A 23,917-nucleotide genomic window follows, 5' to 3' on the forward strand; every position below is an offset into this window, starting at 1 on the left:
ACGGACGGCCACGGCGACGCGAGAAGGGCGGCACGGATTTTGCGTCGGGATTATCCGGATCGTGGCGACATCGAGGGTTCCCATCGGCTCGCGGTCGAGTCGGGGCGAGGGTGGCCGAGCCGGCGGCTTCGTTCGCGGAAGCACGGGCGTTCGTGAACGGCGCGCGGTCGTTCGAGGCGGGTTCAATCATGGGTCTCTCGTCCTGGCTGGCTGATCTGGAGCACTTCCACACTTCGTATTTGCTGTTGGGCATGCTCGCGGCGGGGGCGTTGGCCGCCGGGGTGCTGTTCCGGATCGGCTTGATCGGTCTGGTGCTTCGGAGTTTCGGCCATGTCGTGAAGGCGAGCATCGAGGGGGGCTTCCGGACCTGGGAGTATCTGCTCGGATGGGCTTCGTGGGTGCAGTTCCTCGCGATCGTCGTCGGATTCCTGCTCGTGGGCGTACTCGTCGGCGGCTGGTTCCCCGTCCTCAGGATCGTCTGCAGCGCGGCGCTGTTGACGATGGGCTCGTCCGCCTGCTTTGCGTACATGTTCATTGATCTGGAGCGAAATGAGGTCGAACGGGGCTACAAGTCCATCCACAACCCTCTCAAGGGGCAACTGCTGGCCGAGAGCTTGAAGCAGTACGGGAAGCAGGTCGGCATTCCGCTGCTGATCTCCGCCGCGGCGGCCGCGATCGGCGGCTTCGCCCTGCTCAACCAAGGGCTCTACGAGACGGTCGGAGGGAACTGGTATGAAGTGGCGGAGAAGCCCCGCGAGCCGATCTACGTCGACTTCCTGGCGTTCTCGATCACGCGGGTCCTGAACTTGATGGACGTCCTCGACCTGGCCAAGTCGCATCACATCCTCGGAGCCGAATCCGTCCGCCCGGCGGCCTGGCCCGCCGCGACCCTGGCCGCCGTCTTCAAGATGTTCTTCACGGTCGTGCTGCTCCACCAGGTCTTCGCCTCCTTGCGACAGGGGAAGTTGCTGGCGGAGACGATCGCCGACTTCTGGAGCCCCCACGAGCCGATCCACGAAAGGGCCAAGAACGCGCTTCCGGTTTATGGGATCGTCGCCATCGGCCCGCTGCTTCGCTCGCTGAACTCCGTCACCTCGCTGACCAAGGAGCAACGGGACCAGCTTCCGTTGATCCTGGAGACGATGGGGCCGTCGATCATCCCGGCCCTCGCCCACCACCTTCACGACCCCCACGAGCACGTGAAAGCGGTCTCCGCGTCCGCGCTCGGGCGGCTCCACGCCGTGGATTCCACGCACGCGCTGGTCGCACTCTTCGAGGACCCCAGCCCCATCGTCCGGCAAAGCGTGGTCGAAGCCCTCGGACGCCTCTGGAGGCGGCCGACGGGCGGCGCCCGCCATCCGGGCTTCCCCCGAGCGAGGCGACGCGGACCGAGGTGGGGCTGGATCGAAGGTTGGATCGTGCGCAACAAGGGCGTTTCGTCGCAGGCCGCGGAGGATGCGAGCCCCGCCGAACTCGCCTTGTCGACGCTGGAAGCGGCCCTCGAAGACGACTCGAACGTGGTGCGGGCCGAGGCCGTCGAGGCGCTGGGGGGGATCGGGCTGGGGGCGACGGCCGTAGCCCCGAAGCTGATCGCGATGTCGAAGGAGGGGGACGAGAGCCTCCGCTGCCAGGTGGCGCGCGCCCTGGGCGAGGTCGGAGGCGACGTGGAAACCACCCTGGCCGCGCTCATCGAGCTGCTCGAAGACGCGAGCCCGGAGGTCAAGGCCGCGGCGGCGCGGGCGCTCGGCGCGCTCGGGAAGCCGGCCGGCCCGGCGGTCCAGTCGCTGGCGGAGTTGTTGCAAGATCGAGACGAGTCGGTGCGCGCGGCGGCGGCCGAGGCCATCGGCCTGGTCGGGTCGATCGACCAGGCCGCGGCGGAAACCCTGATCGAAGGACTGGCCAGTCTGGACAACGTCGTAAGGGCCCACACGGCCCAGGCCCTGGGGACCATCGGCGCGGCGGCCGAAGAGGCCGCGCCGGCCCTGGTCGAGGCGATGGAAGACGACAACGACCGGGTTCGCGCCGAGGCCGTCCATGCGCTCGGCAAGCTCGGCGAGGCGGTCGGTGAGGCCGCCGTCCCGGGCCTCGTGCGGGCCCTCCAGGACGAAGACAATACGGTCAGCGCGCTAGCCGCCGAGGCCCTGGGCCAGATGGGCGATTCCGCCGCCGAGGCCATGTCGGCCCTTGTCGACTCGCTGGGCCATCTCAATCCGCAAGTGCGCATCAACGCCTGCGAGGCGCTCGGGAACCTCGGCTCGGACGCAGCGAGCGTCCGCGAGGCCCTCGAAGCCGCGGCGCGGGATGAGGACGGAGGGGTTCGCAGCCAGGCCATGCTCGCGCTGGGTGAGATCGGCGCGCCGACGCCGAGATCGATGGAGCTGGCCCTCTCGGGATTCGTCGACGCCGATCCTTTGATGCGAGCCGCCGCCGTGACGGCCGCGGGCCGATGGGGCGAGGCGAGTGCGGCGGTCCTGGACGGCCTGGAGTCCCTCCTGGCCGATTCCAACGACCAGGTCAAGGTCGAGGTGATCCGGGTGCTGCCCAAGCTGGCCGGCGCCACTCCGGAGTTGATCGCAGGCTTGTGCCGCCGTTTGGTCGAAGACGACAGCGCATCGGTCCAGGCCCACGCCGCGCTCGCGCTGGGCAAGCTCGGAGCCGCCGCGATCGAGGCCGGCGAGCCGCTGCTCCGCGCGGTGCAGACCGGCGAGGTCGGCGTCAGGGAGCAGGCCATGCGGGCGATCGTCATGATCCAGCCCCCCGAAACGATGGAAGCCCTGGCCGTCGGCCTCAGGGACGCCTCGGTCGACGTTCGCGTGCTGGCGTCCGCGAGCTGGGTGAACGCCGAGGCCGTCCCGGAAGGGGCGACCCCCGCGTTGCTCGAGGCCCTGCGCGATCCAGAGGTTCGGGTGCGGGCCAACGCCGCGGCCGCGATGGCGAGGCTCGACGCCATCCCGGCCGAGGCCGTCTCCCTCCTCATCGATTGCACTTCCGACCCCAACGGCGCACTCCGGCTGAACGCGGCGACGGCCCTTAAACGGGCCCCGACCGAGGCCGTCGCCGAGGTCATGGCGCACTTGACCGGAGACCCGAACGCGCGCGTGCGGCTGGCCGCCGCGAGCTCCCTCCTGGCCGTCGAGCCGAGCAACGCCGACGCCGGCGCCGTCTTGATGGAATCGCTCGCCGACCAGACGCCCCGAGTCCGGGAGGAGGCGCTCGATGTCTTCGAGTCGCTCGGCGAGGAGGGCGCCGTCGTCCTCGACGCACTCCAGAACAACGTCGCGACGGAAGCAGCGCTTCAAGGGCGAGAGGGCGCCTGACCGCCGATCAAGAGGGCGCCGGCCCACTCACTCGGCCTTCGGCGACGGCGCGTCGAGGAACGGCGGAATGATCGCGAGCAGCAGATCGGCGCGATTCACGATCGCCCTGTCCCCGGCCCGTCGACGGCTCCGAACGGGGCGCCCGATTGCACGAGCCAGCTGGATCGGCGAAGATTCGACCACCTTTCACGGCCTAACTGAGGAGCCCTCGACATGCTGAGATTCGCCCTGACGATCGCCCTGCTGACAGTCCTGGCCGCCGCCGACCTGCATGCACAGCAAACTCCGCAAACCATCTCCGCGATCAACGAGGCGGTGCGGTCGTCCGTGGAGAGTCGGGAGATCGCGGGTGCCGTGACGATCGTGGCGACGCCCGATCGGATCGCGCACCTGGATGCGATCGGCAAGGCGGACATCGGTCATGACAAGCCGATGCGTCCCGACACCCTCTTCTGGATCGCCTCGATGACCAAGCCCATCACGGCCGCCGCCGTCATGATGATGCAGGACGAGGGCAAGCTCTCGGTTGATGATCCGGTCGAGAAGCACCTGCCCGAATTCAAGGGCCTGAAGACGGCCGACGGCAAGCCGGCGCGGGTCACGATCCGCCACCTGCTCACGCACACCTCGGGGATGGGCGAGGCCTCGCCCAACGAATCACGCGGCGTCGCGAAGCTCGCCGGCCTCGTCCCGATCTACGTCGGCAAGCCCGTCCGCTACGAGCCGGGCTCGAAGTGGACGTACTGCCAGTCGGGGATCAACACCGCCGCCCGGATCGTCGAGGTCGCCTCGGGCGAACCGTTCGACCGATTCGTCGAGCGCAGGCTCTTCACCCCGCTGGGCATGAAGGATACGACCTTCTATCTCACCGAGGAGCAGCTCCCAAGGCTCGCCGCGTCGTACCGCCGGAACGATCGAGGCGAACTCGAAGCGACGCCCCTGCGCATTCTAGGCGACAAGTCCCCGACGAGCCGCGACCGCTTCCCGGCGGCCAACGGCGGCCTCTTCTCCACGGCGCCGGACTACGCGCGGTTCTGCCAGATGATCCTGAACGGCGGCGAGTTCGAGGGCAAGCGCTACTTGAAACCGGAATCGGTGCAGCGGATGACCTCGGTCCAGACGGGCGGGCTGAAGACCGGATTCACCGACGGCAACGGCTGGGGCCTGGGCTGGTGCGTCGTCCGCGAGCCTCAGGGGGTCACCGCCATGCTCTCGCCCGGCTCGTTCGGCCACGGCGGGGCGTACGGCACCCAGGCCTGGATCGACCCCGTGAAGAAGCGGGCCTACATCCTGATGGTCCAGCGGGCGGATTTCCCCAACTCCGACGCCAGCGACGTCCGGCGGGCGTTCCAGCAGGCGGCGAACACGGCGCTCGACGAGGCGCGGTAGCGTCCTGCGTCGGACTCCCGACGGCGTCGGCCCTCGGGGGCGTTCGCTCGCTGGCGCTTCGAGCCTGTAGCCGAGTCATGGCGCCGGCGTGCTCTCGATCATCCCTCGGATGACGTCGCGGGCCTGGGCGGCGATGTTCGGGTCGCCCGACGAGGCCGAGACGACCATCCAGGTGCCGTTGGGCTGCGGGACGCAGACGATGGTCAAGGTCACGGCGTCGTTGCCGCCGACCACCAGGTAATCGACGCCGTCCGCCGCCTTGACGATGACCATGCCCTGGGCGCGGAGGGCCTGATCGGCGAGGGCCAGACAACCGCCGGGGGAGGAGGGTTTCACGAACGTTCCGTAGACCACGTACATCGAGGGATCTCCTGAAAGGGAAGGGCCGGATCGATCATACCCTCCCCCCCGGGTAGACTTGAACCAGGACCCGACCTATCCGGGGGCCTGGATAGAGAACTCACCTCGAACGGAGATCGAAATTGGCTCACATCACGCTCCCCGAAGGCGCGCCCGGGATCATCGGGCCGATGATCGCCTATCCGGAGACCCAGAAGCACCTGAGCGGTCTGGCCGAAGTCCTGCTCCGAGGACCGTCGTCGCTGACGTCGGGCGAGCGCGAGACGATCGCGGCCTACGTCTCCAGGGGCAACGAATGCCGCTTCTGCTGCGAGTCGCACGCGGCGGCGGCGCGGGCTCACCTTGGAGAGAATCGGAGCCTGGTCGACCAGGTGCTCGCCGACGCGGCCGGCTCCCCGTCCTCGCCGAAGATGAAGGCCCTGCTGGCCATCGCCGACAAGGTCCGGCGCGACGGCCGACTCGTCCACGCCGTCGACGTCGAGCGGGCGCGGGCCGAGGGCGCGGACGACCAGGCGATCCACGACACGGTCCTGATCGCCGCGGCCTTCTGCATGTTCAACCGGTACGTGGACGGGCTCGGGACCTGGGCCCCCGAGGACCCGGCCGCCTACGTCGAGTCGGGGGTGCGACTGGCTGAACAGGGTTACGTGAATTACGACTTCGACAAGGGGTGAGCGACCGCCCCGTGGTACCGGGAGGGGCGCTCGCTCCGATGTGCGGACGGAGGAAGATCAACCCCTCCAGATCGCCCAGCCCACGCCGCAGGCGATCGCGAGGGCGATGCCGGACAAGAAGAGCGTGCTGTTCAGGATTTTCCCTATGAAGTCGAACGGATTCTCGGCTTGTTTCACGGGGGAGTCTCGTCTGCGGCGATGCCGCGTTAGAAATGTCGTCTCCCTGATTCTAGCAACAAGCGATGTGATCGAAGCATTGAAAACTCTTTATTTTCCAATATTCTTTATACCTTAGATCGTTCTCGTCAGTCGGCGAAGGGTCGATGCTCGATCGGCTCGCGCGATCAATCGAGTCGGGTCCATGTCGGGTCGACGTCCTTGATGGTCGCGGATCGTCGACGGCGGTCGAGGACGCCCGACTTCCGGAGGCTGATGGCGGCGGCGGCGAAGAAGAAAGCCAGGCCCCAGGAGATCCAGTCGAGCCCGACGATCGACCGTCGTAGCTCGATGTACGTCCGCCAGCCCGCCCCGCCGATCCAGCTCGCGAGACCCGCCATCCCGACCGCCGGATAGAGCCGGTCGCGGGTCAGGACGCCGTAAACCACGAGCACGACGACCACGACGAACGGATAGAGCGCGATCCAGCCGGCCGGAGCGTGGAATCGGGCGAAGGCGGCGGGGTCGCTCCAGCTCGCGACGATGCACGCCAGCCCGAGCCCGAGCCCGCCGACCTGTCGCAAGTGCCGGGCGAGTTCGTCGTCGTCGAACAGGACCCCGATCGCCATGAAGCTCGCGATCACGAGATGGAAGACGACCACGCCTTGCACGAAGCTCCCCCAGCCGGCTCGATCGAGGCCGATCGCGACCACGGCGATAAGCCCGGCCGCGCCGATCAAGGCCCGCAGCGATTCGCGGCGACGCCAAGCCAGGACGAACTCCAGCGCCGAGGCCGCGAGCAACGGGATCGGCCGGACCGCCTCCAATCTTCCCGACGCCCACGCGCCGGGGTCGGCGACCGCCAGGGCGAACAGCGAGGCCGTCAGGCCCCCGAGGGCGAGCGGAACGCGGCGCCTGGCCGCGTAACCGCAGAACGCCATCGCCCCGACGAGCGCGAGGTCGACCGGAGTCCCGTGCATTCCCTGCTCGAACATCGCGAGGAATCCCCGATAGATCGGGTCGGGGCGTCCTCCGATCGCCGCCAGGGCCACAATGCCGGGCAAGGCGAAGATCGCCGCCCGCTGCGTCTTGCCGTTGCGGGAGACGAGCCCGGCTTCGAGGACGAGGACGTCCAGGACCAGCAGGAAGGGGACCAGGAAATAGGGGCCGAAGATGTTGTCGGAGTTGCCGACGTTGTAGGACCTGTCCACGAAGTGGAGCGAGATGCAAAGGTAGTACGCGCGACCGCAGACGGCCAGGGCGAGCAGGCCGAACAGGACCCAGGGATAGAGCGGATAGCGCCACGGGCTGCCGTTGTCTGCGACGTACTCGGGGCCGCGTCGGATCGCCGGGATCAGGCTCGCGAAGGCCACGGCCGCGGCGGTCGAGAAGCCGAAGAGCATCCACTGAAGCCGCGGATCATCGGCGTCGGCGAGCAACGGGGTCAGGGCGACCGGATAGAGGAAAAACACGGCGAGGATCAGGTAATACGGGACCCGGAAGCCGGCGGGGAGCCGGAGCCGAACGCCCCGGAGCATCCCCTCGCTCACCGCGACCGCGAACGACAGCCCGCCGACGTAGAACAGCACCCCGAGCCTCGGATTGCGCGCCAAGGTCTCGTCGAACGTCACCGAGATCGCCAGGAACATCGCCACGACCAGCAACAGAATCGTCCGCACGTCGTCCCAGACCTCGCCCAGCCGCATCAGCACGCAAGCCGTCGTCGCCAGCAACAGCGTGTAGCCCAGCAGCGCGATCATGAACGCGCCGGTCTCGAACGTCCGCCCGCTCGTGTCGAACGACATCCGCAGCCCGATGAAAACCAGGTCGGCGCTGATGACGTAAAACGGATTGCTCGTGTACAGCCGACGGAGCAGACTTCGACGGGCGCGTTGAGGACGAGCGGGCGCGTGCATTTGCGGTCCCATGGCACGAACCTCGTGTTGAGATGATGTGAGCCGGAAGCTCGGAACGCGAGACGTGTGGCGTAATCCTTCTACGTCAGCGTGAGGCCGTCTGTGACACTTGTCAATGGACCGCCGGCCGAATTTGTTCGTTCGGACGGAGAGAGGCTCGTATTCGGTCGGGTGGCCTCAAACCGGGATCGCGTATGCCGCCAGCGCGACGAGGGCGGCGGCGAGGAGCGAGAGGGCGATGATCTGGACGGCGGTGCGGCGATCCTGGCGGCGGAATTCGGCTTGCTCGACGGTGTCGGTCCGGCCGACCTCAGGGCCGACGTTGAAGACGCCGCCGAGGCCGTACTTCACGCAGAAGCCACGCCGGGCCTGGAGGAAGCCGATCGCCGCCATCAGGGCCGGGCCGAAGACCCAGAGCCGGGCCAGGGGGGTCGCCTTCGCGTAGATGAAGAACCCCCAGAGGCCCACCGTGCACACGAGCCCGAGCCAGCCCATGACCTTCCGCCAGCGGACTTCCGCCCGGCCGATGTTGCACGCGCCGGGAATGTAACCGTCGGATGATGTCGCCATGAGTCGTGATGCTCCGTGATCGATAGGACCGTCCTCAGCGTCGGGCGGCGGTCGAGGGGTCGAGGCTTGGGTTGAGTTCGAGTTTGACGTCCTTGAACCGGACCTCGGTCGCGCCTCCGGAGTGGAGCTGGAAGCCGAAGATGCCGCGACGCGCCCCGACCGGGTCGTCGAAGACGACGGCCGGCTTGCCGTTGATGAACGTCCGGATCGACGGTCCCACGGCCGACACCTGGTAGGTGTTCCACTCGCCCGGCTTGACGTGCTTCTCGGTCGACTCCGGCCAGAGAAGGCCGCGGCCGTTCTCCTCGTAGAGCTTGCCCCACCAGTCGGCGCCGACGTCGGCCTGATAGCCTTTCATCTCGCCGTCCGGGAGGCTCTCGCTGCGGAACTGCAAGCCGCTGTTGCCCGCGTTGCCGACCAGCTTGACCTGGAACGTCAGCCGGAAGTCGCCGGCGCTCAGGTCGCTCTTGAGGAACTCGTTGCGCTTCAGGCCCGAGGTCTTGCCGACGATCTCCCCGTTCTCCACCGACCAGAGCGTCGGGTCGCCGGTCCATCCCGTGAGATCCTTGCCGTTGAAGAAGCCCGAGACGTTCTCGGCCGTCGCCAGCATCGGCGTCTGCGCGGGGGACGCGAGGTAGGCGACCAGCGAGCGGACCTCGAATTCGGAGAGCGGCGTCCAGACGTCTTCCGGCATCATCGACAGCTCGCTCGGCTTGCGTTCCTCGATATCGCCTTGGGGGACGACGACGACCTCGTTGGCGGTCTGCAAGGTCACCGCGTCCTTGTCCTCCGACTTGATCAGGCCCGTCAAGGTCCGGCCGTCGGTCGTCAACAGGACGTGGGCGACGTAGTCCTTGCCGATCAACGCCGAGGGGTCGAGCACGTTGGCGAGGACGTATTCCAGGTCGGCCCGGTTCGACCCCGTCAGCTCCGGCCCGATCTGGGCGCCGGTCCCGAACAACGTATGGCACTGCTGGCAGGCGCGGGCGAAGACCGCCCGGCCGAGTTCGAGGTCGGGCCGGCGGGGGCCTTTGGTCGTCAGCAGCTTCCGGTACTTCGCGATCAGGCGCGACTTGTCGGCGTTGGTCTCGCGGGCGGTCCCCCAGACCTTGCCGATAAGGGCGTCGACCTCGGCGTTCTTGTGGTTCCGAAGCTGCCGGACGACGTCGGCCGACAGATCCTTCGAGGCGATCGTCTGGGCGCCCACGGCCGCCAGCAAGGCCTTCGACGATTCGACCCGGGCCGCGAGCGTGTTGAGCGCATCACGACGTTCTTCGGGCGTCAGTCCCGCGTAGGCCTTGACGATGATCGGAGCGCTCTCGGGATCGTCGTACGCGGCCAGCCCTCGGAGAGCCTGAGAGCGGAGGCTCGACTCGGAGAGCAACGCCCGGAGCACCGGGGCCAGGCCGGGATCGTGGGCCTTGAGGAGGGCGACCAGGGCGTCTTGCCGGCTGCGAAGGTCCTTCGATGCGTCGCTCAACGAGGCGCGGAGCGAGCCGAGGGCCGCCGGGTCGCCGAACGTGACCGCCAGCGAAGTCGCCTGCGACCGGATCTTGGCGTCGGGACTCGCGCCGAGCTTCTCGAAAACCGACGGCCACAATTTGGGCATTTCCACCTGACGACGCCCCTGGAGCGACTGGTTGACGGCTTCCAGGATCGTCAGCCGGACCGGGTCGGTCCCGGCCTTGCCGAGCGCCTCGACGAGCAGCTCGAAGGCCTCGGGCGTGCCGAGCGCGGCGACGCGACGGACGGAGTAGGGGAGCAGGCCGGGGAGCTTCGAGTTCAGCGCCAGGTCGAGCGCCCATCGCGGCTCGGCGGCGGACGCGGGTTCGAGGGCGAACCAGACCATCAGCGGCAGGTTGTGGTCGTTGGCGTCCTCGGCGTGCGCGGCCAGCCCTTCAAGCGTCGGCCGCCGCGCGGCGACCGGCAGCCGTTGCAGGGCCGACGCCAGGTAGAGCCGGACGACCGGCGAGGGATCGGCCTTGGCCAGCCTGGCGAACTCGTCGAGGACCTTGGCGGAAGGCTTCCCATCCTCGGTCGTCAGTTGGACGGCCCAGCCCCGGACGTTGGGGTCGGCGTCGTTCAAGGCCCGTAGCGCGACCAGCTCGTCGAGGCCCGTCGCGGCGTGGAGCGTCCACAGGGCGTTCAATCGCGTCTTCACATCCGCGCCTTCGAATGCCTTCTCAGTCAGGGTCGCGGCGAGGCTCCGCTTGCCGGCGTCGTCCAGTACGGCCGCGCGCTCCTGGATCAACCGGCGGGCGTGTCGGACGTGCCAATCGTTGGGGTGGGACAGGAGATCGACGAGGTCGCCGGTGGAGGCGGTCTTGGAGTCGATCCCGCGCGACGGCTGGTTCGCCTCGCCGAAGCTGACGCGGAAGATCCGGCCGTTGGTACGGTCGTGGACCGTGGGGTCGGTCATGTGGCACTGATTCTTGTCGTACCAGTCGATCATGTACATCTGGCCGTCCGGCCCGGTGCGGAGGCTGACGATCTGCGACCAGAGGTCGTTGGCCAGCAGGAAGTCGGGGCCGTGACGGCCGACGAAGCCCGAGCCCTTGGGTTCGAGGATGTCGCGGTTCAGCCGCGCGCCGTGGATGTTGTTCATCAGGATCGAGTCGCGATACTCCTTGGGCCAGGAGTCCCCCTGGTAGATCAGGGCGCCGGCGTGGGCGTGTCCGCCTCCGGCGAGGTCCGACCGGCCGTTGCCGCCGTGGGGGTTTCCGCCCAGGAAGTGGCGATGGTCGGCGATCGTCTTGATGTCGTCATACGTGTACGGGTTGAAGTGCTGGCCCGCCTGCCGCTCGTAGCGGGCGCCCTGGATCACCTGGTAGAGGTGCGGGATCACGCACGAGGTCAAAAAGGCCCGGCCGTTGGGGTCGAAGTCGACGCCCCAGGGGTTGCTCGTGCCGTGCGCGAAGACCTCGAACTGGTGCTTCGTCGGGTGATACCGCCAGATCGCTCCGTTGAGGGGTTGGCGGTCGGCGTCGGGAGTGCCGGGCTTGCCGACGCGCGAGTGGGTGAAGACGCCGTGGCAGCCGTACAGCCAGCCGTCGGGGCCCCAGTTGAACGAGTTCAGGGTCTCGTGGGTGTCCTGATATCCCCAGCCGTCGAGCAGGACGACGGGGGCCGAGTCGGGCTTGTCGTCGCCGTCGCGGTCGGGGATGAACAGGAACTCGGGCGCCGCGCCGATCCAGACGCCGCCGAACCCGACCTCGATGCCGCTGACGAGGTTGAGCTTGTCGTGGAACACCTTCCGCGTGTCGAACTTGCCGTCGCCGTCGGCGTCCTCGAAGATCAGGATGCGGTCCTTGGCCTGATCGTCGGGGAGGCGGATCGGGTAGGAGTACGATTCGACGACCCAGAGCCGGCCCCGGTCGTCGATCGTGAACGCGATCGGCTGAATGACGTCGGGCTCGCCGGCGAACAGCGTCGCCTTGAAGCCCGGCTGCGTGGTCATGGCCGCCGCGGCGTCGGCGGGGGCGAGCCCCTGGTGGACGAACTTGTCGGCCGACGCCAGGCTCGCCCGCGACTCGCCCGGAGGACGCTTCTCCCAGAGGGTGAAGTCGTCGAAATTGAGATGCCCCCAGCCCGCGCCGTCGTCGTCGACGAGCCGCAGGAAGACCGCCTTGCCCAGATTCGCCGAGAGATCGACCACGACGGGCTTCAGCTCCTCGGAGTCGTCGCCGGAGGCCCGATGAATGACCTGCTGGTCGGCCGCCCGGACGATTTCGAGCCGGGTCGTCTCACGCGATCCGCCGCCGATCAGGAACCGGGCGAACGGCCGCGACAGCTTGAAGGTCGCGGAGGTCAGCGTCCCCTTCGGCGCGTCGCCCCCTCGCTCGTACGAGCCGACCCAGAACTTGCCGGCGTGCCGGCTCTTCATGTCGCCCCGACGGGCGGCCACCGCGTCCCCCTCGACGGGCGGCCCCTGAAACGCCTCGCCCGCGACCGTCCAATCGCGAAGGTCGCCCGACTCGAAGTCCAGGTTCAACGCCCTCCCGCTCGAATCGGTCGGCCGCGCCCCCTCGTCGGCGCGGGCCTGGCTTCTTGGAATCGCCATCATGACGACGAGGGCGAGAGGCAACACGATCAGGGTTCGCATCGGGCGCATGGACATCCTCGGCCTGGACGGGTGAACGCTCTCTCCGCACGCTGCTCGACCCGATTCAGCGTGACGCATCTTACTCTTACAGCCGGATTCGTACCTAAAAGATGAACGCAATCGACTCGCAACGCAAGAGCCAGGACATCCCAGCCGGCTGCCCGGGAATTTCAACGTATCTCGGCGTCGGTCCGCGACATGGATCCGAACGACTTCGATGATGCCACGTTCGCATCGTTCGGATAGGATTGTGGCGTCCCCCATGTCGCCTCGGGGCGACGGGTTGCTTGTCTTGTCGACTTTCGCTCCCTGCTTTCAGGAGATCCGAGAGATGAACGAACCGCATTCGAATGCCATCGATCGCCGGCTGTTCCTCCAGACGGGCATGGCGGTGACGGCGGCGTCCGCGGGCTTGGCCGCCGGCGACGCGGCGGCGCAAGAGGCCAAGGCGGGGCTGAGCAAGCCGGTCCTGCCGACGCGGAAGTTGGGCAAGACGGGCGTCGAGGTCACTCTGCTCAACCACGGGACCGTCGGCGAGCCGGCGGGGCTCGGCCGTCTGCTCCGCGCCGCCTATCTCGAAGGCGTCCGCTACTTCGACACCGCCGAGGGGTACAAGAATTCCGAGAAGGTCATCGGCGACTGGCTGACGGCCATGCCGGAGGTCCGCAAGTCGATCTTCCTGGCGACCAAGAGCCACGTGAAGACCCAGGCCGACATGCTCAAGAAGCTCGACCAGCGGCTCGCCGCGCTCAAGACCGACTACATCGACCTCCTGTTCTTCCACGGGCTCGACACCGCCCAGACCGACTGGCCCAAGAGCAAGGAGCTGAAGGAAGCGGCCGAGGCCCTCAAGAAGACCGGCAAGGTCAAGTTCGTCGGCTTCTCGACCCACGACACGATGATCGCCGAGCAGATCCAGAACGCCGCCGAGGGCGGGTTCATCGACGTCATCATGCTCAAGTACTCCCCCTGGCTCGACAAGAACGCCCCGCTCAACAAGGCCCTCGACGCCTGCCACGCGAAGAACATCGGCCTGGTCTCGATGAAGCAGCTCGGCGGCCAGACCCAGTTCACCGCCGACCACGTCCCCTCGATCAAGGCCAAGGGGCTGACCCCCGCCCAGGGCTTGCTCCAGGCGATCTGGACCGACGAGCGGTTCTCGGCCTCGTGCGTGACGCTGCGGAACACCGAGCAGATCCGCGAGAACGCCGACGCGGCCCGGCGGTTCGAGCCGCTCAAGAAGGCGGAGATCGACGAGCTTCGCGACGCCGTCCTGGCCTCCAACCCGACCATGTGCCCCGGCTGCGACGGCCGCTGCTCCCTCGCCGGCGGCACCAAGGCCAAGCTCGGCGACCTCGCCCGGTTCTACACCTATTATGAGTCGCACGGCATGCGCGGCGTCGCCCGCGAATCCTACGCCGAACTGGCCGCCGAAGCGCGCGACTGGAAAGACGCCGACCTCGTCGCCGCCCGCGAAGCCTGCCACCACAAGATCGACTTCTCCGCGCTGCTCCCCGAAGTCGACCGCCTGCTGAGCTGACCTCGACCCGCGGGCGACCCGGGATCGGTTTTCGACTCCGGGCCACCCGCCGGGCTTTGGAAAGTCATCAAAAAAAGACCGTCGCGAGCATGCCTTCTCCCGTTGCGGGAGAAGGTGGCCGAAGGCCGGATGAGGGGTTCATCATACGGCTTGATCTGAAAATGGCCTCGCGAAGGCCTGCCCCGATACAAGCTCGAAGCGCCAGCGAGTGGATGCTTCCAATGGCCCGACGGAGATTCACTCGCTGGCGCTTCGAGCTTGTATTCGGACCCGGGCCACCCCGAACCTCCATTTTCATGGGGTCGGGCGCCCCAAGAAATGGTGGCATGACGATTTGATTCGAATCGCCGCGCCGATCGAACGCCCCTCATCCGCCCCATTGGGGCGCCTTCTCCCGCAAGGGGAGAAGGGAATCCCGCCCCGGCCCGCCTGCAACACGCCGTCCAATCCGGTATCCTCGGAGGGCGATGCGTGGAAAGGGGAACGATCCCCGGTATCGAGGCCGACAGGAGCGAGCGACCGTGAGCCGACACGAACACGAAGCAGACGCGGCGGCGAAGGACGGCGGGCTGGATCGTCGCGGGTTCTTGCGAATCGCGGCGGGCGTCGCGGTCGGGGGGGCGGCGACCGCTTCGGCCACGGCGGGGCAGGCCGATCCAGGGTTGTCGCAGGAGGTCGACGCGTTCCTCGCGCGGTACGTCGAGCGCTGGCTGCCGCTGGATACGAAGGCGTCGGAGGCGGCCTGGGCGGCGGCGACGGACGTGACCGAGGCGCACACGGCGGCTCAGGTCGTGGCGAACCAGGCGGTCAACGAGGTCGTCGGTGCGCCCGAGGTGATCGCCGACGTCACCCGGTTCCTCGCCCAGAAGGACAAGCTCGGCGAGCTTCAAGCGCGGCAGCTTGAGAAGATCCGGCTCCGCGCGGCCGAGGCGCCCGGGACCTTGCCCGAGGTCGTGAAGGCGCGGACCGAGGCCGAGGCCAGGCAGTCGGCGACGCAGGACGGGTTCGTGTTCACGGTCAAGAAGGCCGACGGGAAGATCGAGAACCCGTCGGCCAACAAGATCGACCAGGTCCTGATCAACTCGAAGGATCTGGACGAGCGGAAGCTCTACTGGACCGCCTCGAAGGAGATCGGCGGGCCGCTCCGCGAGGGGGTGCTGAAGCTCCGCGACCTCCGCAACCAGGTCGCCCGCAAGCTCGGCTTCGACGACTTCTTCGCGCTCCAGGTCGCCGACTACGGGATGACCGTCTCCCAGATGGTCGGCCTCTGCGACGGCATCGTCGCCGACGTCAAGCCTTTATATCTCCACCTGCACACGTGGGCCAAGCACCTGCTGGCGAAGCGGTACGGCGCCGACGTCCCCAAGGGGGCGATCCCCGCGCACTGGCTGCCCAACCGCTGGGGGCAGAACTGGCCGAGCCTGGTCGAAGGGGTCGACATGGACGCCCCGTTCAAGGGCCGCCCGCGCGAGTTCATCACCGAGCAGGCCGAGCGGTTCTACACGTCGATCGGCTTCCCCAAGCTGCCGCCGAGCTTTTGGTCCAAGTCGGACCTCTACCCGGCCGACCCCAAAACCGGCCGCAAGAAGAACAGCCACGCGAGCGCCTGGCACATCGACCTCCGCGACGACGTCCGCAGCCTGATGTCGATCGAGCCCGACAACCAGTGGTTCGGCACGGCCCACCACGAGCTTGGGCATATTTATTACTACATGAGCTATTCGACCCCCAAGGTGCCGTATCTGCTCCGCGCCGGGGCCAACCGGGCGTTCCACGAGGGGATCGGCGACCTCATCGGCCTGGCGTCCGGCCAGCGTCCGTATCTGAAGCAGGTCGGCCTCCTGACCCCCGAGGCCGAGAAGGCGCCGGCGGTCACGTTCCTGCTCGACACCGCGCTCGACGGCGCTTCGGTCGTGTTCCTGCCGTGGTCGGCCGGCGTGATGACCCACTTCGAGCGCGACTTCTACGCCGGGACGATCGCCGACGACGCGCTCAACGCCGGCTGGTGGCGGCACGTCCGGGGGTTCCAGGGGATCGAGCCTCCCGCCGCCCGCCCCGAAACCCTCTGCGACGCCGCCACGAAGACGCATATCAACGACGACCCCGCGCAATATTATGATTACGCGATCGGCACCGTCCTCAAGTTCCAGCTCCACGACCACATCGCCCGGGAGATCCTCAAGCAAGACCCGCGCGAGTGCAATTACTTCGGCAACAAGAAGGTCGGCGACTTCCTCCGGGGCATCCTCGAACTCGGCGCGACCCGCGACTGGAACGCCGTGCTCCGCGAGGCCACGGGCGAAGGTTTGACGGCTCGACCCCTCGTCGCGTACTTTGAACCTTTGCTCAAGTGGCTCGAAACCGAGAACAAGGGGCGGGCGCTGGGCTGGCCCGAACCCACTGAGAAATCATGACCAAACCACTCAAGTATTCATGGACCCGACCGCTGCTTCTGAGCGGATTGGCCGCGGCGGCGTTCGGCTTCTCATACGTCGCCACGCGGCAATCCCAGAGCGAATCGACCGCCGTGGCGCCGGCCGAACCGAGCCCGACGGCCGTCGCCAAGCCCGCGCCGGCATCGCTTCCGGTGCCGACCGAAGACGTCAAGCCCGCCGAACCGAAGCCCGCTGATGCGCCGGCGGGCATGGTCTGGGTTCCGGGGGGCGAGTTCACGATGGGGACGAACGACCCCAAGGCCGAGTCGCCCGAGAAGCCGGCGCACCCGGTGAAGGTCGACGGCTTCTGGATCGACGCGACGGAGGTGACCAACGCCGAGTTCCGCAAGTTCGTCGACGCGACGCACTACGTCACGATGGCCGAGCGGCCGGTCGACTGGGAGGTGATGAAGACGCAGGTCCCCCCCGGCACGCCCAAGCCGGCCGAAGACCAGCTTGCGCCCGGCTCGCTGGTGTTCACGCCCCCCGCCGGCCCGGTCCCGCTCGACAACCTCGCCAACTGGTGGAGCTGGACGAAGGGGGCCGACTGGCGGCATCCCGACGGACCCGGCAGCTCGATCGACGGCAAGGACGGCTTCCCGGTCGTCCACGTCGCGTTCGACGACGCCGTCGCCTACGCGAAGTGGGCCGGCAAGCGGCTGCCGACCGAGGCCGAGTGGGAGCGCGCCGCGCGCGGCGGCCTGGATGGCAAGAAATACGCCTGGGGCGACGTCTTCCAGCCCGACGGCAAACGCCAGGCGAACACCTGGCAGGGGAGCTTCCCCGAGGTCGCCGCCGAGGACGAGGACGGCTACCCTCGGATCGCCCCCGTGAAGTCGTTCCCGGCCAACGGCTACGGCCTGTACGACACGATCGGCAACGTCTGGGAGTGGTGCTCCGACTGGTATCGGAACGACGCCTACCGGCTCAACGCCGACTCCGGCCTGGCCGTCAATCCCAAGGGCCCCGACAAGAGCTACGACCCCGCCGAACCGTTCCAGCCCAAGCGCGTGACCCGAGGCGGCTCGTTCCTGTGCAGCTCCAACTACTGCACCAACTACCGCCCCAGCTCGCGCCACGGCACCGCCACCGACTCCGGCATGTCGCACCTCGGCTTCCGCTGCGCCAAGGACCCCGAAGGGTCGAAACCGAAGCCGTGAATTCCTTCGGCCTGGCGGAACGGCGCCGTATAATGGGGCCGCGAGGCGTCGTTCCACCATCCGCCGTCACGGCGAGGTTTCGAGGCTTGATCGACATGACGAACGATTCGACGCGGAGAGCGTTCATGCGCAAGACGTCCCTGGCCGCCGCCGCGATCGGCTCGCTGGCGTCCGCGACTTCGGCCGAGGCCGCGCGGGAAGGGACCGCCTTCCTCTGCGTGACCTGCGGCATGCAGTACCCCGAGTCGGCGAAGCCGCCGGAGAGCTGCCCGGTCTGCGAGGACGAGCGTCAGTACGTCCCTCCCGAAGGCCAGCAGTGGACCACGCTGGAGCAACTCCACAAGACGCACAAGAACACGATCAAGCAGGAGGAGGAGAACCTCTACTCGATCAACGTCTCGCCGAAGATCGGCATCGGCCAGCGCGCGTTCTTGATCCGGACACCCAAGGGGAACGTGCTCTGGGACTGCCAGCCGCTGATCGACGACGCGACGGTCTCGCGGATCAACGAGCTGGGGGGGATCGCCGAGATCGCGATCTCGCATCCGCATTACTACACCACGATGATCGAGTGGAGCAGGGCCTTCGGCGGCGCTCCGATCCACATCCACGAGGCCGAGCGCAAGTGGGTGATGCGGCCCGACCCGTGCGTCAAGTTCTGGGAAGGCGAGAAGAAGACGATCTTCGGCGACTTGCCGCTGATCCGCACCGGGGGCCATTTCGAGGGCTACCAGGTGCTCCACTGGCCCGCCGGCGCCGGCGGCAAGGGGGCGCTCATGGCGGGCGACCAGCCGCAGATCTGCATGGACCCGAAGCAGGTCAGCTTCATGTGGAGCTACCCCAACTTCATCCCCCTGAACGCCCCCACGATCCGCCACGTCATGGAATGCCTCGATCCGCTGGCCTACGATCGCATCTACGGCGCGTTCGTCGTCCGGGGCAAGGGGGTCGTCCCCACCGGCGGCAAGCAGGTCGTCCAACGATCCGCCGACCGCTATTTGAAGGCGATCCAGGGCTAGCACGATTTATTGTATTTGCATGTGTTCCCATCTCCCCCCGGGAGAGGGTGGCCGAAGGACGGGTGAGGGTTATCGCCTTCACCACGGATTTCGGCCGGCGATCGATGGTTTCCATACACATCTCGAAGCGCCGCGACCCTCATCCGGCCTTCGGCCACCTTCTCCCGAGGGGAGAAGGATATTTGCATCGCATTTTGTGATGAGGATTTCATGTACGACCCGACGATGGTTCCCCTCGCCTGCCGGATTCCCGAAACGATCCGGCGGGCGCTTGACGAGCGACGGCGGACGTCGGGGGAGACGATCGACGCGATCGTCGAGGCGGCCCTGGTCGAGCACCTCCAGGCCGGCTGGAGCACGCTGTTCCAGGTCTCGACGGCCGGGGCGCTGGTGGAAGGGGTCCATGAGGGCGCGGTCAGCGTGCATTTCTTGAAGCAGCACGGGGACCTGGGGCTGGGGACGTTCACGAACCTCGACGGCGAGATGGTCGTGGTCGACGGCCGTTGCTACCAGGTGCGGTCCGACGGCTCGGTCCGCGAGGTCGACGACGCGGAGCGGAGCCCTTACGCCGTCCTCACCCGGTTCAACCCGGAACCCCCGGTCGAGCTGGGCGCGTTCGCGGGGGTCGCCGAGTTGCACAACCGGCTCAACGCGCTGAGGACGACCGACAACCTGTTTTACGCCTACCAGATCGACGGCCTGTTCGAGTTCGTCCGCACCCGGGCCGTCCCCAAGGTCGAGGAAGGGACCCGGCTGCTCGCGGCGGCGGCCAGGCAACCGGAGTTCGACTTCCACAACGTCCGGGGCACGCTCGTCGGCTTCTGGTCGCCCGGCTACGTCAAGATCCTCACGGTCCCCGGCTACCACTTCCACTTCCTGACCGAAGATCGCAAGGCCGGCGGCCACCTGCTCGACTGCCGCGCCCGCTCGCTCACCGCCCGCGTCGAGCGCGAGGCCAACCTCCGGGTCGCCCTCCCCGAGACCCCCTCGTTCCTCAAGGCCGACCTCTCCCACGACGGCTCCGCCGAACTCGACCAGGCCGAGAAGCAGAAGGGCGATCGGAAGAACGAGCCCGCCAGGCCCTGAATTCGTCGGATTCGGCCCGGGATTTGCTGCTGGGGTCGAGCAAGAAAGAGCCGGGCGGGCGTTCGACCCATCGGTCCGCGCGCGGCGCCGGCGAACTTATGAGGGGATCACCATGAGCACGGGCGTCATCGTCGACAAGGCAGCGTTTCGGAGGAATTTGCGGCACGAGCTGGAGGCGATCCGGGGCCGCTGGATCTGGCTCGTGATCCTGGGGATCGCGATGGTGGTGTTCGGCACGCTGGCGATAGGCGCGCCGTTGATCGCCTCGGTGGCGACGGCCTTCACGCTCGGCGTGCTCCTGTTGATGGGGGGCGCCGCGCAGCTCGTGGGGGCGTTCTGGACCCGCGACTGGAGCGGGTTCTTCCTGGTGCTGATGATGGGCGTGCTCTACATCGTCGTGGGCCTGCTGATGCTCAACCGGCCGATCGAGGCGCTCGAGGCGATGACGCTGCTGGTGGCCTGCGGGCTGATGGTCGGCGGCCTGTTCCGCGCCATCGGCTCGATCTCGTACCAGTTCCCGCAGTGGGGATGGGTCTTCGTCGGCGGCCTGATCGAGCTGGCCCTGGGCATCATGATCTGGATGCAGTGGCCGGCCGCATCCTTGTGGGTGATCGGCCTGTTCGTCGGCATCGACATGATCTTCAGCGGCTGGACCTGGATCATGCTCGGCCTGCGTCTCAGGCACCTGGGGAGCCACCTCCACCACCGCCACGACGCGACCATGGTCCCGCCGGCCCACGCCTGAGGGTGTACCGGCCGATCAGAGCAGGTCTTGCTCCAGAGGGACTTTCTGGTACTGCGAAAGCTTGCGCCTGGTCTCGGCGTCGCCGTGCTTCTCGATGAAAGCTCGGAGGTCTTCCGGTCGAAGGTAAGTCCAGACGTGGCCGCATGCGAGGCACGCCCGGAAATCCGAGGAGCAGGCGGGCGCCTGCCCCCACAAGCGGAACGTTGGGAAGCGCGTCGGCTCGAAGCGGTGGGCACCGGCCTTGTGCAGGGGGATGTGCCCGGCCACGACCGTCGCCTTGTCGCACATCGGACAGCGTTCGGAGTCCATAGCGCCGGCCTCGCGTGATGAACGAGCGAGACGATCTCGTAGGATGGGCATCGCCCACCGTCTTGAATCTTCGCAGCTTTACATCTTCATAAGGTGGGCGATGCCCACCCTACGAAGACTCGCGCGGGAGGAGCGATTCCTTGGGTCGTCACTTGTAGACGGCGACGCCGGGGAGGGCCTTCTTGAGCTTGTCGACGCCTTCGGGGGTGACCTTGGTGCCGATCAGGTAGACGGACTTGAGGCTCTTGACGTCCTTGAGGGCGTCGAGGCCAGCGTCAGTGACTTCGGTCCGGCTGAGGGCGAGGACTTGCAGGCCCTTCAGGTCCTTGAGCTGGGCCAGGCCCTTGTCGCCGACCTTGCTGGTCGTCAGGAAGAGCATGGTCAGGCCGGTGAGGCCCTTGAGGTGCTCGAGCGAGGCGTCGGTGACCAGCGGGCTCATCAGGGTGATCGCGGTGAGGCCCGGCAGCTCCTTCAAGGGGGCGATCGCGGCGTCGGCGACCTGGCCGTTGTCGATGTAGACGACCTGAAGGTTCGGCACGTTCTTGAGGAGCTGCAACCCGTCCTTGTCGCCCGACCACTTCTTGAGGATGTTGACCGTCGCGACCTCCTTGCCGTCCTTGCCCTTGTCGACGCTCACCGACGCGCCCAGCTTCTCCAGCTCAAGCGTTGCCACCTTGAGCTTCAACGCCGCGACTTCCTTCTGAAGCGCGCCGACCTGCTCCTTGAGCTTCGCCGGATCGTCGGCCGCCGGGGCAGGGGCCGGAGCCGGAGCAGGGGCGGGAGCCGGGGCCGGCTTCTTGGGCTCCTCTTTCTTCGGCTCTTCCTTCTTCGCCTCGGGCTTCTTGGGCTCTTCCTTCTTCGGCTCTTCCTTCTTCGGTTCTTCCTTCTTCGCCTCGGGCTTTTTCTCTTCGGGCTTCTTCGGCTCTTCCTTCTTCGCCTCGGGCTTCTTGTCGTCGGGCCTGGGGCGGGCGAAGGCCGAGCCGGCGAGGGCGGGGGCGAGCACGAGGCCGAGGGCCGTCGTCAGGAGGAGGGTCGTCCGAGTGCGGGGGCTGTGATCGTGGCTGAGCGTCATGGCGTGAACTCCCTGTTGCGGCTTCGGCTTGCCTCGCACGGGTTTGGGTACAACCCGTGGCGCCCGGGGTTGAGCTTCTTCAGGCGGTCCTTTCACCTTAACTGAGCGCGCAGGGGATCGCAACGCACCCTTGCACGTCGGGACGGCGGCGACTCGGGGTCGTTCAGCCGGAGTCGTTCTGGAACAAGGCGACCTGGCCGGCGCGCGGGGGCTGGGCCGTTTGCTGAAGTCGTCGGCCCGATATATCGCCCGCTTCGCGCAATCTTCATCTCGCGTTCCTGAATTCCGCCGCAACGAATGGGGAGAATCGACCTCAGCGTAGACTTGTCTTGATTTGCAAGCATGTATCAGGATGCCTCCATGTCCGTACGACGTCGTTCTGGCTTCACGCTCATCGAGCTTCTGGTGGTGATCGCGATCATCGCGGTTCTGATCTCCTTGCTCTTGCCGGCGGTGCAGTCGGCCCGCGAGGCGGCCCGCCGGGCCCAGTGCACCAACAATCTCAAGCAGATCGGCCTGGCGGTCCACAACTTCGAATCGACCAACACCAAGTTCCCCGACGGCTATGCGCAAGTGCCGCTGATCCCCAACGGCGGCGGCGGAAGCGGATCGAGCCGCGCCAACGTCCTGGCGCAGATCCTGCCGTTTCTGGAACAGGCCAACCTTTACTCGGCGTTCAACTTCGAGGTCGACGTCAACGGCTGCTGCAACCCCAACGCCAATGACAACTTGACGGCCCGCACCCAGCTCGTCAGCGCTTTCGTCTGCCCGTCGGACCCGGCGACCACGCGGATGTACGGCACCCTCGGCTATTCCAATTATTTCGCCAGCGTCGGCAACACGGCCTCGGTCCGGTTCAACACCGGAGGCGACAGCGAGACCAACGGCGGCAAGGTTGGCATCTTCAACGTGACGATCGACACGACCACTCCCGCCCCCAGCCCGAACTGGCAGAAGTTGACGTCGAAAGTCACCATCGCCAGCGTGACCGACGGTACGTCGAACACGGGCTTGTTCTCGGAGACCACCCGGTCGGACATCGTCTCAGGCGATTTCTACGCCAAGGAGAACGTCTACACCATCCCCCCCGAGTACTTCAACAACGACGCGCCGACGCTGCCCGCCTGCAACGATTGGGACACCAGCTATGTCGGACGGATCAACTACCGCGGTCAGCAGTGGTATCGCAATCTGCCGATGACGGGGTACTACTCGCACACCGTGCCGCCGAACTACAAGGGATACGACTGCGGCTCCACCAACTACTACGCCTCGCACACCGCGGCCCGGAGCAGGCACCCCGGCGGCGCCAACGCCGCCTTCGCCGACGGTTCGGTCCGATTCGTCAAGGACTCGGTGAACCTGACCACCTGGCGCGGCCTGGGCTCGCGGGCCGGCGGCGAGGTCCTCTCAGCCGACGCGTACTGACATCGACCCCCACGGGCGGCGCGAGCCTTCATCGCGCCGCCGCAACGAAGGAAACGACGACACGCTATGAGTTCACGATTCATCATCACCCTGTTTCTTTGCGCGATCGCGACGCTTTCCGGCTGCGACGGCGGAACGTCATCGTCAACCGACGTCGACGCCTCGAAGACCGAGGTCATCGCGTTGAAGGAACTCGGTGAAATGTACGCGCTCCTCGTCAAGCAGACTCAAAAGCCCCCCGAGGCCGGCAAGGAGCTGATGAAGTTCGCCGAGGGCTTCTCGCACGGCTCGATGGCGATCCAGAACAAGACGGTGGGCGTCTACTGGGGCGCGCCGATCGAGAAAACGGGCGAGGCGGTCCTCGCTTACGAGGCCAAAGCCCCCGAGGCCGGCGGCCTGGTCTTGCTCTCGGACGGCGAGACCGTCAAGCCGATGACCGCCGAGGAGTTCCAGGCCGCGCCCAAGGCGCACGGCAAGCTCGAAGAGCCGGGCAAACCCAACGCCAAGAAGGGCAAGGCCCGCTGAGTTGAGCCGAGTCGAGCCGACGAAAGCGGAGAGGCCTGCCTCTCCGCTTTCGTCGTTTATGGATTTACAAGCCTGAAGCGCCCGCGAATGCATTTCCCCATCACACCGAAATGC

General features: G+C 67.2%; 17 protein-coding genes. 11 read left to right on the forward strand and 6 right to left on the reverse strand.

The window, feature by feature from the left end; genetic code table 11:
- Positions 1–188 precede the first annotated feature (188 nt).
- Together BSF38_RS16300 and BSF38_RS16305 are read left to right on the forward strand one after the other, a co-directional pair.
- The gene (locus tag BSF38_RS16300) at positions 189–3,317 is read left to right on the forward strand and encodes a HEAT repeat domain-containing protein (protein ID WP_083713916.1); all 3,129 of its coding nucleotides are present in this window, start codon (positions 189–191) and stop codon (positions 3,315–3,317) included.
- A gap of 213 nt (positions 3,318–3,530) precedes the next feature.
- Positions 3,531–4,706 (forward strand): serine hydrolase domain-containing protein, encoded by a 1,176-nt coding sequence (locus BSF38_RS16305; protein WP_076347342.1) that lies wholly within the window; start codon positions 3,531–3,533, stop codon positions 4,704–4,706.
- A 75-nt stretch (positions 4,707–4,781) separates the two neighbouring features.
- Here the strand turns inward: BSF38_RS16305 and BSF38_RS16310 are convergent, their stop codons facing one another.
- A complete protein-coding gene (locus BSF38_RS16310; protein WP_076347344.1) occupies positions 4,782–5,066 on the reverse strand; it encodes a hypothetical protein in 285 nt (94 codons plus the stop codon).
- A gap of 122 nt (positions 5,067–5,188) precedes the next feature.
- On the opposite strand from BSF38_RS16310, the gene BSF38_RS16315 reads away from it, so the two are divergent.
- On the forward strand, positions 5,189–5,740 hold the full coding sequence (locus BSF38_RS16315; protein ID WP_076347346.1) for a carboxymuconolactone decarboxylase family protein: 552 nt from the start codon (positions 5,189–5,191) through the stop codon (positions 5,738–5,740).
- A 344-nt stretch (positions 5,741–6,084) separates the two neighbouring features.
- Here BSF38_RS16315 and BSF38_RS16320 read toward each other — a convergent pair whose 3' ends face one another.
- The 3 genes from BSF38_RS16320 to BSF38_RS16330 form a co-directional block, all read right to left on the reverse strand.
- Positions 6,085–7,824 carry a hypothetical protein gene (locus BSF38_RS16320; protein WP_145952167.1) on the reverse strand — a complete coding sequence of 580 codons (1,740 nt, stop codon included), beginning with the start codon at positions 7,822–7,824 and terminating at the stop codon, positions 6,085–6,087.
- Between the two features lie 165 nt (positions 7,825–7,989).
- Positions 7,990–8,382 (reverse strand): hypothetical protein, encoded by a 393-nt coding sequence (locus BSF38_RS16325; protein ID WP_076347350.1) that lies wholly within the window; start codon positions 8,380–8,382, stop codon positions 7,990–7,992.
- 34 nt (positions 8,383–8,416) lie between these two features.
- Entirely contained in the window at positions 8,417–12,493 is a 4,077-nt protein-coding gene (locus BSF38_RS16330) for a PVC-type heme-binding CxxCH protein (RefSeq protein WP_210405608.1), read from the reverse strand.
- 322 nt (positions 12,494–12,815) lie between these two features.
- On the opposite strand from BSF38_RS16330, the gene BSF38_RS16335 reads away from it, so the two are divergent.
- The 6 genes from BSF38_RS16335 to BSF38_RS16360 all read left to right on the forward strand — a co-directional run bounded on the left by BSF38_RS16335 (position 12,816) and on the right by BSF38_RS16360 (position 20,469).
- Positions 12,816–14,024, forward strand: coding sequence for an aldo/keto reductase (locus tag BSF38_RS16335; protein WP_076350983.1), 1,209 nt, complete (start codon positions 12,816–12,818; stop codon positions 14,022–14,024).
- A 521-nt stretch (positions 14,025–14,545) separates the two neighbouring features.
- Positions 14,546–16,438: a M2 family metallopeptidase gene (locus BSF38_RS16340; protein WP_076347354.1), complete on the forward strand. Its 1,893-nt coding sequence runs from the start codon at positions 14,546–14,548 to the stop codon at positions 16,436–16,438.
- Positions 16,435–17,619, forward strand: a complete 1,185-nt coding sequence (locus BSF38_RS16345) for a formylglycine-generating enzyme family protein (protein WP_083712994.1) — start codon at positions 16,435–16,437, stop codon at positions 17,617–17,619. Before BSF38_RS16340 ends, BSF38_RS16345 begins: the two co-directional genes overlap by 4 nt.
- Before the next feature lie 125 nt (positions 17,620–17,744).
- Complete coding sequence (locus BSF38_RS16350) at positions 17,745–18,638, forward strand: MBL fold metallo-hydrolase (protein ID WP_237170487.1); 894 nt, start codon at positions 17,745–17,747, stop codon at positions 18,636–18,638.
- A 210-nt stretch (positions 18,639–18,848) separates the two neighbouring features.
- Entirely contained in the window at positions 18,849–19,724 is an 876-nt protein-coding gene (gene budA, locus BSF38_RS16355) for an acetolactate decarboxylase (protein ID WP_076347356.1), read from the forward strand.
- Positions 19,725–19,836: 112 nt separating this feature from the next.
- Positions 19,837–20,469, forward strand: coding sequence for an HdeD family acid-resistance protein (locus BSF38_RS16360; RefSeq protein ID WP_076347358.1), 633 nt, complete (start codon positions 19,837–19,839; stop codon positions 20,467–20,469).
- A gap of 15 nt (positions 20,470–20,484) precedes the next feature.
- Here the strand turns inward: BSF38_RS16360 and BSF38_RS16365 are convergent, their stop codons facing one another.
- A complete protein-coding gene (locus BSF38_RS16365) occupies positions 20,485–20,778 on the reverse strand; it encodes a hypothetical protein (RefSeq protein WP_145952168.1) in 294 nt (97 codons plus the stop codon).
- Between the two features lie 148 nt (positions 20,779–20,926).
- A complete protein-coding gene (locus tag BSF38_RS31710) occupies positions 20,927–21,850 on the reverse strand; it encodes a leucine-rich repeat domain-containing protein (RefSeq protein ID WP_076347362.1) in 924 nt (307 codons plus the stop codon).
- A gap of 360 nt (positions 21,851–22,210) precedes the next feature.
- Here BSF38_RS31710 and BSF38_RS16375 point away from each other — a divergent pair, with 360 nt between their 5' ends.
- The gene (locus BSF38_RS16375) at positions 22,211–23,278 is read left to right on the forward strand and encodes a DUF1559 domain-containing protein (protein WP_076347363.1); all 1,068 of its coding nucleotides are present in this window, start codon (positions 22,211–22,213) and stop codon (positions 23,276–23,278) included.
- 66 nt (positions 23,279–23,344) lie between these two features.
- Positions 23,345–23,803 carry a hypothetical protein gene (locus tag BSF38_RS16380; RefSeq protein WP_076347365.1) on the forward strand — a complete coding sequence of 153 codons (459 nt, stop codon included), beginning with the start codon at positions 23,345–23,347 and terminating at the stop codon, positions 23,801–23,803.
- Positions 23,804–23,917 lie beyond the last annotated feature (114 nt).

This window comes from Paludisphaera borealis, assembly GCF_001956985.1.
Classification (GTDB): Bacteria; Planctomycetota; Planctomycetia; order Isosphaerales; family Isosphaeraceae; genus Paludisphaera; species Paludisphaera borealis.